The 11,924-nt window shown below is 33.7% G+C and carries 11 protein-coding genes and 2 pseudogenes; 7 read left to right on the top strand and 6 right to left on the bottom strand.

Annotated features, from left to right (window positions below; genetic code table 11):
• Positions 1 to 152 precede the first annotated feature (152 nt).
• Positions 153 to 269 (bottom strand): annotated as a pseudogene (locus PLX19_RS06025) (recombinase family protein); the annotation flags it as partial.
• A 435-nt stretch (positions 270 to 704) separates the two neighbouring features.
• Here PLX19_RS06025 and PLX19_RS06020 point away from each other — a divergent pair.
• A pseudogene (locus PLX19_RS06020) lies at positions 705 to 1,287 on the top strand (HAD-IA family hydrolase).
• A 261-nt stretch (positions 1,288 to 1,548) separates the two neighbouring features.
• Complete coding sequence (locus PLX19_RS06015; RefSeq protein WP_272187602.1) at positions 1,549 to 2,985, top strand: IS4 family transposase; 1,437 nt, start codon at positions 1,549 to 1,551, stop codon at positions 2,983 to 2,985.
• A gap of 615 nt (positions 2,986 to 3,600) precedes the next feature.
• On the opposite strand, the gene PLX19_RS06010 is transcribed toward PLX19_RS06015, so the two are convergent.
• The 4 genes from PLX19_RS06010 to PLX19_RS05995 form a co-directional block, all read right to left on the bottom strand.
• On the bottom strand, positions 3,601 to 4,350 hold the full coding sequence (locus tag PLX19_RS06010; RefSeq protein WP_272187600.1) for a DUF4362 domain-containing protein: 750 nt from the start codon (positions 4,348 to 4,350) through the stop codon (positions 3,601 to 3,603).
• Between the two features lie 255 nt (positions 4,351 to 4,605).
• Positions 4,606 to 4,971: a hypothetical protein gene (locus tag PLX19_RS06005; protein WP_272187599.1), complete on the bottom strand. Its 366-nt coding sequence runs from the start codon at positions 4,969 to 4,971 to the stop codon at positions 4,606 to 4,608.
• Between the two features lie 830 nt (positions 4,972 to 5,801).
• Positions 5,802 to 6,371 carry a GNAT family N-acetyltransferase gene (locus PLX19_RS06000; protein WP_272187598.1) on the bottom strand — a complete coding sequence of 190 codons (570 nt, stop codon included), beginning with the start codon at positions 6,369 to 6,371 and terminating at the stop codon, positions 5,802 to 5,804.
• A 12-nt stretch (positions 6,372 to 6,383) separates the two neighbouring features.
• Positions 6,384 to 6,767, bottom strand: coding sequence for a VOC family protein (locus tag PLX19_RS05995; RefSeq protein WP_272187597.1), 384 nt, complete (start codon positions 6,765 to 6,767; stop codon positions 6,384 to 6,386).
• Between the two features lie 119 nt (positions 6,768 to 6,886).
• On the opposite strand from PLX19_RS05995, the gene PLX19_RS05990 reads away from it, so the two are divergent.
• Positions 6,887 to 7,132, top strand: coding sequence for a DNA alkylation repair protein (locus PLX19_RS05990; RefSeq protein ID WP_272187596.1), 246 nt, complete (start codon positions 6,887 to 6,889; stop codon positions 7,130 to 7,132).
• Positions 7,133 to 7,391: 259 nt separating this feature from the next.
• Here the strand turns inward: PLX19_RS05990 and PLX19_RS05985 are convergent, their stop codons facing one another.
• Positions 7,392 to 7,862 (bottom strand): NUDIX hydrolase, encoded by a 471-nt coding sequence (locus PLX19_RS05985; protein WP_272187595.1) that lies wholly within the window; start codon positions 7,860 to 7,862, stop codon positions 7,392 to 7,394.
• A gap of 86 nt (positions 7,863 to 7,948) precedes the next feature.
• Between PLX19_RS05985 and PLX19_RS26135 the strand changes: the two genes are divergently transcribed.
• The 4 genes from PLX19_RS26135 to PLX19_RS05970 all read left to right on the top strand — a co-directional run bounded on the left by PLX19_RS26135 (position 7,949) and on the right by PLX19_RS05970 (position 11,608).
• Positions 7,949 to 8,314: a PH domain-containing protein gene (locus PLX19_RS26135; protein ID WP_442869029.1), complete on the top strand. Its 366-nt coding sequence runs from the start codon at positions 7,949 to 7,951 to the stop codon at positions 8,312 to 8,314.
• A 126-nt stretch (positions 8,315 to 8,440) separates the two neighbouring features.
• The gene (locus PLX19_RS05980; protein ID WP_272187594.1) at positions 8,441 to 9,370 is read left to right on the top strand and encodes an AAA family ATPase; all 930 of its coding nucleotides are present in this window, start codon (positions 8,441 to 8,443) and stop codon (positions 9,368 to 9,370) included.
• A complete protein-coding gene (locus tag PLX19_RS05975; protein ID WP_272187593.1) occupies positions 9,367 to 10,530 on the top strand; it encodes a DUF58 domain-containing protein in 1,164 nt (387 codons plus the stop codon). The genes PLX19_RS05980 and PLX19_RS05975 overlap by 4 nt, the downstream gene beginning before the upstream one ends.
• A complete protein-coding gene (locus PLX19_RS05970; RefSeq protein ID WP_272187592.1) occupies positions 10,505 to 11,608 on the top strand; it encodes a DUF4018 domain-containing protein in 1,104 nt (367 codons plus the stop codon). The genes PLX19_RS05975 and PLX19_RS05970 overlap by 26 nt, the downstream gene beginning before the upstream one ends.
• Positions 11,609 to 11,924: the final 316 nt, after the last annotated feature.

The raw sequence follows: 11,924 nt of genomic DNA, 5'->3' as shown, positions 1-11,924 counted from the left end.
AAAAATTCAAATCATTTCTCAACCAACAATCTATCCAAACGTGTAAAGAATAAAAAGTGTGGTATATCTCTTAACAAACAAAACGGAGTTTAACAAAAAGAACTTGTAGCAATCACTACAAGTTCTTTTTAAGAAAACATTAATAAGACAAACTATTCTTTTATTTTTTCCTCATATTGTTTAGCAAGTTTATAAAATGAAGAACGTTTGATGCCATACTTTTTCATAGCTCCTACTGCTGTAATTGAACCGGACTTCCATTCTTTATCAATGAAAATATCCCGATCTTCTATCCCTAAATATTTCGTAAAATATTTGGAGATAAGAAGTTTTGAATTTCTTGAGCAACTGGTTGTAATTCATCAGAGACAGAAATAGACATACAAAAACGCCATCCTTTCTGTATATTTTTACAAAAAGAATAGCGTTTTTTTGTATTTGGGGGTATTAAAATCTCTTAAGTTGAGGGTCACGGGGTCACCATACATACCCATCAACTTAAGAAAACAAGTCACCCCATGCCCATCAATTCAAAAATTTGAGATTACCCCAAAACGAAGATTTTGAGTAAACTGTGCAAATTCCTTATTTTAGCGTGCCTATACATTCTTTCCCTTAATTGGAACATAGTAATATGTTAGGAAAAGGAGTTTACGTTTTTTTGTCGAAATTATATCAAGATAACTACAAGAAAGGTGATTTAATTGAATATTCTATGGGATTTTGACGGAACCTTATTTGATACATATCCTGCTTATACGAAAATGCTCTCTTTAGTGTTAGGAGAAGCGGTAGACAAACAGGAAATTTATGAAAAATTGAAAATTTCATATTCCCATGTCGTGGACTACTATAATATCTCTAGCGATCAGAAAGAAAAGATTAAAGAAAAAATTGACTCCAAAAGATATGAAACCATTTCATGGTGTGGAAGAGATCTTAAAGTTCGCAGATAAGAATGTAATCATGACACATAAGCATAGAGATGGCGTTTTAGAAATTTTAAAATACTATGGCTGGGACAAATACTTTGTAGATATGGTTACAATTGATGATGGTTTTCCTCGCAAACCTAATCCAGAATCATATATTCATCTGCATCAGAAACACAGAATTGACCTAGCTATTGGAGACAGGGAATTAGATTTGTTACCTGCAAAAGAATTAGGAATTGTAACCTGCATGTATCAAGGACAAAGTGATGTAGCAGATTACCATTTACACGACTACTTGGAGTTCTTTAATACAGATATTCCATCATTAAGACAAGTGCATAATCAACAATAAATGATATAAAGGAGCTATACCTCGATTTTTCTAGGGGCTCAATGTTTCTATCCATTAACTTAATTTAAATAAATAGTGTCTAAATAAATCTCACTCTAACATCGAATTATATGCATGCTTTATACTATATAGCAAAGAAATGCGCTATCCTCTTAAGGGTCATCATACATGCCCATCAATTCAAGAGATTTTAATACCCTCAAATACAAAAAAACGTTATCCTTTCTAAAAAAGCTAAATTAGAAAGGGTGACGTTTTCTTATGAATCTCTCGATTCAAGATGAACTACTACCATTTGCAGAAGAATTACAACGATATGTTACACCTGTATTCTTAGAAGAACTTGCAAGGGAAATCGGATTTATCAAACGAAAACGTAAGTTTTCTGGTTCAGACTTAGCTACCATTTGTATTTGGATCAGTCAACGGGTGGCAAGTGATCCCTTAGTCCGATTATGTAGCAGGCTTCATGCAGCTACTGGTACTTTACTCAGCCCTGAGGGCTTAAATAAACGTTTAAATGCTAAAGCAGTTTTGTTTTTACAACATATTTTTTCTTTACTGTTACAACAAAAAGTATGTGAACAAACGCAATTTTCTAATCGTCTCTTCTCTTATTTTGGGCGAATTCGTATCCTAGATGCTACCGTATTTCAGGTGCCAAATGCTTTAGAGAATGTATATCCAGGCTCTGGAGGCTGTGCTCAAAAAGCCGGAATCAAAATTCAATTAGAATATGATCTGCACAGTGGAGAATTTCTTAACTTTCAAGTTGAGCCAGGAAAAAATAACGACAAAACATTTGGCACGGAGTGTTTAAATACTTTACGCCCAGGAGATTTATGTATTCGTGATTTGGGTTATTTTTCATTGGAAGACTTAGATCAAATGGATCAACGAGGTACATACTATATTTCTCGTTTAAAATTAAATACGAATGTATATGTGAAAAATCCAGCTCCAGAACACTTTAAAAATGGTGCCATTAAGAAACAATCGGAATACATACAAATCGATGTGAAACAGATTTTGAAACAACTACAGCCTGGAGAAACATTTGAATTAAAACATGCTTATATTGGTGATAAACAACAACTATTTGCACGTGTTATTTTTAATCGATTAACAGAAGAGCAACTCCAAAAACGACGAGCGAAGATTGCGGAAAAAGAAAAATCTAAAAATAGAACGTACTCAGAGAAAAGTAAATTGGTAGCTGGATTAAACGTGTATGTGACGAATATACCTTGGGAATGGGTTCCGATGGAACAGGTACATGAATTATATACTTTACGTTGGCAAATAGAGATTATCTTTAAAACGTGGAAATCACTTTTCAAAATAGACCATTATCGTCATGTAAAACAGGAACGATTAGAGTGCCAATTATATGGAAAGCTAATCGCTATCTTCCTGTGCTCCTCTACTATGTTTAAAATGCGTCAACTTCTTTTGAAAAAGAAGAAAAGAGAATTAAGTGAATATAAAGCGATTGGAATAATTCAAGATCATTTACACCTGTTGTATCAAGCTATAAGACAAAGCACCATAGAAATGATAAAGATTCTAATCCGCCTATTCCACCTCCTAGAGAAGAATGGACGGAAATCTCATAGATATGAGAAAAAGACAGTCTTTGATATTATGGGTGTTGTCTATGAGTATAGTGGACTTGGAAAACAAAAGAAAGCAGCATAATTTTTAAAAATAATACCTATCTAGGTTTATTTGGTATACTCCTTTTTAAGGGCATAAAATATTTTAAGTTTTTTTTGTTCATATGAACGAAAGTTCATTTTATTTTCCTTCTTAAGTTGATGGGCATGGGGTCACCATACATCGCCATCAACTTAAGAAATTGATTGTTCCCCAAAACGAAAAAAATGAGCCGAATTCTCATAAATAACTGTAAAAAGGTAAAATTCTCGTTATGGGGGTGTCTTAAAAGCATAGCTTGATGGGCATGTGGTGCTATCCCCTATTGTAATCAATACAGAAAGCATAATATTTCTCCCTTTTTCCTAATTGTACCATTCGAAGGAAGCTATTTCTTTTAGAAATTGGCTGTATATTTTATACATGTTCGGTTAACATAACATCCTATTATGGGGAGTCAATGTATTTAGGAGATTACCAAAAGCCCTCCAATTAAGCGATTTGGAGAGCTTTTGTATTCACATAATTATCGTTAGCGGAAGTATAGGAGAGTATAAGAAAACCGCCTGTGATGGCAGTCGATTTTTAACATAGTAATAGAGTTAATGTAATCATCTTAAAAGTGCATCTTAACAAGGCGCATTAAAATATGTCGTTTTAATTTAACGCTTTTATGATGTCATCTACAAATATTTTATCGATTTCATATCCTTGGTTCGTTTGTTCTGAATCCATAATTATTCCTTGTGATTTCTCTTTGTCAATCCACAAATAGTATGTTTGAGTTTTTCCACTTAAAAAGTGAACATTTACTTTGAAATTTGGCTTGTGTGTACTGGATATATTTGAATGTGTATGCCCGATATGGGTGATAGCGTTCACGAATGCTCCAACATCAAATTGTTTTACGTATATGTAGGTTTTATCCCCTTCAACTTTAATAAATTCAATAGATTTATCTTTTATGGAGTGTACTCCTTCACCGTCCTTCGCTGTATTATGAAGTATAATACCATCTTCTGACTGTTCACAATCTCTTAGCATATATGCTATACCATGTGTTTCTTGAGGAGTAACAAGCTTATTACATATATCCTTTCTATAGTCGTTTTTGTACTTGTAAGTAAAAGTGAATTTTTCATCTTTATAAGTTACAGTTTGTAAAGTTGGTACTTTTGCTTCCTCGTCAGTTAAATAATTTTTAATTTGTATTTCGTCATTTTTCTTATCTTTTACATTTTGAGAAAATGTTTCAAATCGTTCTATGTTTCTAGATTTTTCTTTAGGTATATGTATAATAATCTCATTTTTGTTCGCTTCAGTGGATGCCCCTTCACCGCCATTACTACATGCAGTTAAAGCAGCGATCGATAAGCATAATGCTCCAACAATTAATGTTTTCTTCAAGTTGAGTTCCTCCCTAAAAAATATTATAAATTTAATCATAACAATAAATGACTATTTTTATTAAAAAACTTAGTACCTTGAATAAGCTAAGTTTAGATCACATATCTCTAATCAGGTGATTAATAAACATGCATGTAAAGTTAACATAACGTAACATAACATTATGGGGATTCAATATATTTAAAAGACTATTAAAAGTCCTCCAGATTGCTGGAGGACTTTCGTGTCCACATAATTCTTGATATAGGAAGTTAATTATATTTTTCTACGTACTAAATAAAAAGTTAAGGAACCTATAATAATAGGTGTAACAGAACTAACAAAATCAATAAAACTATAAAAAGAAAATGACCTAGTAAAAAATGTATAGATAACTGCTAGTCCTATAAATACAGGAATTCCAAATTGAAATTCTCTACATCGCTTTATTTTTCTGTATAATACTTCTCCAATCAGGCAAGCTACGAGAGCTGGTATACTACCATAAATGATGACAATTATAATAAATCCAAATAAATCGGTCCATTTAAAATGACTGGGATCAAAAATAAACAGGATCAAGATCCATCCGATAATAAAAGTAAGCAGACTTGTAGTATAACTAATTAAAAATTTTTTCATTTGTATCTCCTGTATAATTCATAATGTTATTTCTATTATATGACAATTTTATTTACAAAAGATAGATAAAATATAATATGTATACTGCATTCATGTTTGGTTAACATAACGTCTCATTATTGGTAGCAAGGAAAAAGACGAACTCTCACTCTCACAAGGGATTCGCCTGTTTCTTTTTCTATCATTCTATGCATCTTTTTATACATTCCTGTCTTGGAGCAGTTTTAGGGTTCTTGTTTGTTACTGGATTAGCCGAAAAACTGTATAAGATCCTGCATGCTCTTAGCGTGGGGGGTCCGAAGTGCTTGCGGTATCCCATCGCTATCAACCTAATAAAACGGGTTACCCCCAAAACGATAAAAATGAACTTCGTTGCTATAAAAGGCATAGAAATTTCGTTTTTGGGACACTAATTCTTTAACTTAATGGATACGGAGTGCTCCCCTGTTAGTATTAATCAAAGTGTATCTAATACAAGCTTATTATCATTGTGTTTAGGGATTTTCCAAGAAATAATTTCGGTATTATAAATATCTTGCGCAACATAAAGGTACCAGAATCCACCCTGAAATCGTAGATAGGTAATACCGGTAACGAGTTCTTCATTTTGTAAGCGGTTTTTGAATTCTTGGTTTCAAATATTTGGAAAAGCGTTAGAATAATCCCCTCCAAGTAATAGTGTAACATCCATGTGTGTATGGTCTTTTTACACTGTCTGCCTAAAGAGGATAATCTCATATCTAATGCTTTTTTGTTTTTATTTATAATTTTTTGTTAAACCGTCCATTTTATAGGCTACAGTTCAGGTTTCAGGTTATCTTTTTTTATTTTTACGTGTTCATCGTACCTTGAAGTGATGTTACCCACTCCTCCTGTAGCAGCGAATACATAATCGCATCGTGCGCTACTTCATTTTGAATCATATATTTTCGAAGTAACCCTTCTTCTTTAAAACCTGCCTTTTGTAATAATTTGCGGGATGATGTATTTTTCGGATACACAAGTGCTGAAATGCGTAAATAGTAAAGTGTTTCAAATGCATATTTCAAAATAGCTTGCAGCGCTTCTATTGCATATCCTTTTCCCCAATACGTTTCATCTAATTCATAACCAACTTCAGCTCGTTTATGTTTATTATTAATTAAATGAAAGCCGCACGTTCCAATGAGTTGATCTGTTCCTTTCAAGACAATTCCCCAGCGAAATGCAGATCCTTCTTCATATCTGCTCCTAAAGTTTTTAATAACATTTTTTACTTCTTCAACATTTTGAAACGAATCCATTCCAAAATAACGAATAACAGGCTCTTTTGCAAAATAATGAAACATTGCATCTGCATCGACTAACGTTAATTCTCTTAAATGCAGACGATCTGTTTCTAAACTAGGAAACTTCTCCATGCCCTTTCCCCCTCAGTCTAATGAACTGCAAATTTCAATATAATTTCCATCTGGATCACAAATGTAGGAAACGGTTTGCCCCCATGGTTTTGTAATAGGCTCCACTAACACCTTTACCCCATGTTTTTTGAAGTTATGTATTGTTTCCGTAACATCGTCGACCACAAATCCAATTTCAAATGTAGATGATTCCGATAACGTCTTCGGAATTGGTAATCCAGTTAACTCTCGAACATCATCTCTCCTATTGATTGCCAAAATGGTAGAGCCTGTATCAAATTCAATATATGTACCGTGCTCCCCTTTAATCGGTAGCTGTAATATATCACGATAAAAACGAATACAGTCCTCATATTGCTTCGCATATAAAATGATATATTTCATTTGAAGTTTCACATTTCTTCCTCCTTCACATCCTTACTCTATTTGACAAAATACGCAAAAATCCTTTCTAAAATTTTCTCGTGAATAAATACCTTCATAGTTACAAATGCTAACGATGGAGGTGTGTTAAAATGGAACCAATGCTTTGTCCAAATTGTAAAACAAACCGCACACGATTCAACATTATTGAACAATCAGTAAAACCAGTAAAATTAAATCCACAGACTGGCCAAATTGAAGAAGAATATACAAATGATAATATAAGTGCATTTCATATGGCCTACCAAGGTCCTACATATCGTGTACAATGCGCTGCGTGTGGATTAATTGAAAATCCAGAGCAATTTATTAAACCCGCACAAAATCAATTATTTTAGTTTTTAAATGATGGACATATTAACTTATCATCTAAAAGAGAGCCTTCACTTATTTGAAGGCTTTTTCCTTTTGTTCTAGTTTCGCAATAGCTTTAAGAACCACATCTCGATTTTTAGCAGATTGCATCCAAAAAGGTGACCTACTTTCTAACCTTCGATGCTGATTTTTAAAGATTTTTTTCATTAAAAGTGTCTCACCTCTACTACATTTATCTGACATTAACAGGTAGTAAGACTCTATACTGAAGGTAGTTTCACTTTATCTAAAACACCCCTTCTTATTCGAAAGCCAATCTTTCCAAGCATCTTCATGCTGTTTCACAAAGAGTAGCGGGAATTCGTCAACCGGAAAATACTTAAGCTCTAATGTTTCTTTGCCATCTGCTTTTAAAGACCCACCTACTGGCTTGCATTGAAAAAAGAATCCGATCGTCTGCGCTTGATCTCCATTTGGATATTCATCGAAATATTTTGTATACACCCCAATTAAGTGTTCAACCGTTACCTTTAACCCTGTTTCTTCATATACTTCACGAATGGCTGTCTCTTCGGCAGATTCACCAAGTTCCATTGCGCCGCCAGGAAACCCCCACGCATTCCTATCTCCTCGTTTTTGCAAAAGTACTTCGCCTTCCTCGTTACAAATAAGTCCACCTGCAAAATTAAGAAAAATCCGTTCAGACCCCACTTTCTCTCGGATGAAACGAATATAATCGCGTTTTTCAACCATAAAAATCCCCCTATTATTCATTACTTTTTTCTAAATCGTACAAATGCACATGATATAATCATAATATACAGAAAGGACTGAATACAATGTCAACATTACAAGATACAGTAAAAAACCTACTTCACAAAGATGAAATGATCCTTTATCACACACAATGTTCTCTATCTTTATTTCTACATAATGGGCCTTCCGTACCGGGAGTAATAGTAATAACAAATAATAGGCTGCTGTTTATATATAAAGAAAAAGACAACTATAATCCTATGCGATATGAAGAATACATTTACGAAAATGTCAAGGAAGTAAAAGAGCACCCTTATTTCTTCAGCTCTCACATCGCGATTTACTACAACGATGAATGGGTACAATTTCGAGATATTTATGATAAAAATGTAAGAAAACAACTTTGTTCCATACTACAAAAACAAATTACAAGAAGCCCTTTATCCTAGGGCTTCTCATTTTTATATCTCTTCATTAAGAGATGGTCTACATTGTTGTATAACGAAAAATAGTTTTATTTTTTAGAAAATTTTGTTAAAATATTCAAAAAGATTGTACTAGAAAGGAAGAAACAAATGATACATAAATTAAAAGAGAATATCTCTTCTGTTTTTGTTGGAAAAGAAAATGTAATCGATCTCCTTCTCGTTTCTTTATTAGCAGATGGACACGTCTTATTAGAGGATGTACCTGGAACAGGAAAAACATTGCTGGCAAAAACAATTGCGAAAAGTATTGGCGGGCAATTTTCGCGTGTACAATTCACACCAGATGTATTACCGAGTGATGTAACGGGTATTGAATACTTTAATCCGAAAACAAGTGAATTTGAACTGCGTATTGGTCCTGTTTTGACAAATTTATTATTAGCAGATGAAATTAACCGCGCGATGCCACGTACACAATCGAGTTTATTAGAAGCAATGGAAGAAAGACAAGTAACACTTGAAAAGCACTCCACCCCTCTTCCGAAACCGTTTTTCGTAATCGCAACGCAAAATCCAATTGAATCTCAAGGAACATTTCCTCTTCCAGATGCCCAGCTTGATCGCTTTTTAATGACTGTTTCGATTGGCTATCCTACTTCAGAAGAAGAACTTCAAATGATGCGACGTTTTCGAACGAACAAACCGTTAGATGAACTTCATCCAATTATCTCACTAGAAGATATAATCCACGTACAAAATAAAGTAAAGGATGTTCATGTTTCAGAACCTATAGAAAGCTACATTATCAAACTTGCAAATGCAACTCGTAATCATGATTTCATCGCAAATGGAATTAGTCCGCGTGGAACACTCGCTTTAGTGAGGGCAATTCAAGCTCTTGCCTTTTTACGTAATCGCGAATTTTGCACACCAAAAGACGTACAAATCCTACTTCCTTACATTTGGAAGCATCGTATTATTTTATCTATGGAAGGTGCTCTTCGTACAACAAAACAAGAGATTATAGAAGCAATTTTAAAAGAGGTGGATGTACCGGTGGAGATTGAGCAAGCATGAATGGTCAACGTCTCGTCTCCATCCCATTATTATTTCAAACTCATATCATTAAATTAACGATCCCGATTGCACTGTTGTTCACATTTTTTTTACCGCAGTCATATATCGTATATCTGATGCTGTTTTATTATATATTTTCTTTTTTTATTTATCGGTATGTCACTTACATAGAAGACCACTTTCAAATTATGAATAAAAAACAAACAACAAGATTGTTTCCTGAAGAAAACGGACAACTATCCGTTGCGTTACAAAATGAAGCAAAATTACCGCTAGTGAATGGGAAATGTTTTTTTCATATTAATCCGTCGCTCGTTATGCAGCCAAGCGATGGTCTAGATCAAATATCAAAAACGCTCTTTTCTTTCCCATTTTCACAACGTGCTCGCTCACAGAATATATGGGATTTATCGTTCACAGCGACAAGACGAGGCGTTTTCCAAATTGAACAGTTTGAATGCATCATTGGTGATCCCTTTAACATCATTCAAGCTCATTTACCCGTTATGCATAAATTAAAAACAGAAATTATTGTCTATCCTAACCCGAAGCAAGTTGCTGGGTTACAAGAAATACAGCAACTATTACTAGGCACTTACAGAACAAATTTTTCTTTTTTTCATGATGAAACGTCAATTGTCGGGGTAAAACAGTATGAAAGGGAGTCATTTCGTTCCATCCATTGGAAAGCATCAGCGAAAATGCAAAGCTTACAAGCAAAGCAATATGAAGCTGTAAAAAATTATAGCTGGACCATCTGCATATCCCTTGCATCAGAACGAGGAATTGGATGGAAAGAAAATATAGAAGACTTGATTTCCTATGCGACATACATTTGTCAAATTGCAACAAAAAAGAAAATTCCCTTTGAATTATTTATTAGCATTTTAGCAGAAGATGGGCCGCTGCACTTGACGCTAAATGAAGGTCCTATGCATTATGCAAAGGCATTGGAAGAACTTGCACGTATTTCAGAAGATAGCACATTACTGCCGAAAGAAAGTTTTCTGCATTATATGATGCGAAAAAGAGTGAGGTCGTCTACGATGTTTTTCCTTGGCATCCTTAAACATAATATCCCTCATACAATGCAGCCAACATATATTGTTCACGATGAAGGAGTGGTGGAACAGCTTGAATACATGGCTACGGTACGTTAATGATTTTATTCTTCTTCTCCTTCTCTCTTTATTAACTGAAAAAGGAGAAATTGTACTCATTATTTTATTTCTGCTAGTTAGTCATATTTGTTTACTGCCTATTTTAAAGATTGGACAAAAGAAAAAAACATGGTTCGTAGCACTATTCATTCTACAAATCATTGTTTGCTATTCATTGGCGTTATTTTCTTCAATAAGTTCCGTATTATTACCGTTTTTCTTTTTTCTTGTGTATGCAAAAGATAATGTTTCACCATTTCATAAATTATTAGGAGCATTTCTATGGTCCTTTTGTTCGATTCTTCTCCATATGCAACTTCCAAACATATGGGAAATAGGATTACTTATTTTGCATACATTCCTAACATTATGGATTACAAGTTTCAATCGGAACCAACAAATGTTGCGTTTATTCTCAATTACAGCTATTGGGATTATTGTTTTATTATTCATCCCTTTACTCTCTTACGTACGAACTGGTATTACTTATGCCCTTCAATGGATTGCTTTAGGATTGGGATATATATTAAAACCACTATTTCTAGCAGCTGAACGGAAGCAGACAGACGTTTCTTTAAATAGTAATTTGACGCAAGGTAATTTGACGCCTCCACCGCTTCCAGGAAATGAATATGATCCTTTCATTATCCAATGTATTACCATCTTGATTATTGTAGTTATTGCGATATATGTGATTCGGAAACTATATAAAAAGCGTCATGAAATCCTATTTGGGCGTATGTCTTCCTATGAACCTATCGTTGTTGGTCCAGAACAAGAAAATATACAAAAACGAAACCGAAAGTTACGACCACCAAATAATGCAATTCGCAAAGAAATTTTTAAACTTGAAAAAAAATTAAAACCGCCCTTAAATCGGCAACGTGGTGAAACAGTAGAACAGTGGATGGAAAGACTTGGCACTGAAGAAGACATATATATTCAGTCCAACATTATTATAAAAGCATATAGTACTGCCAGGTATGGAGAGAAAGAAGATAGCACCCTTCTTCAGCAATTCAAAACAGAAGCGCATACATTATATAACTACAAAAAGGTAGTTAATAAGAAAAAATAATATAAAAAGCTTTCAAGACCTCCATGAAAGCAATGTAAAAAATAAAGGAGAGTATGCATTAGTCATTTACAACATGTGCTCTCCTTTATTTTATTAAGTGAAAACTACCATCATTATTTTTTTGGCTTATTGCTGTCTAAATTTAGAAATTAAGATTTAATCAAAACATGCTCTAATTTATTATCTTTCTCCTTCTAAAATAACAGCCCCTAAAAAAAGAATGAATTTCTCTACAATTCCTCTTGCGTAATTCCTTTCTTGTAGTTAGAATAGATTATAGTTAGGTAATCTAATTAAAGGAGTAGACATAACGAAA

The organism is Bacillus sp. BP-3 (assembly GCF_028401955.1).
Taxonomy (GTDB): domain Bacteria; phylum Bacillota; class Bacilli; order Bacillales; family Bacillaceae_G; genus Bacillus_A.
This window is presented reverse-complemented; position numbering and strand designations above follow the sequence as displayed.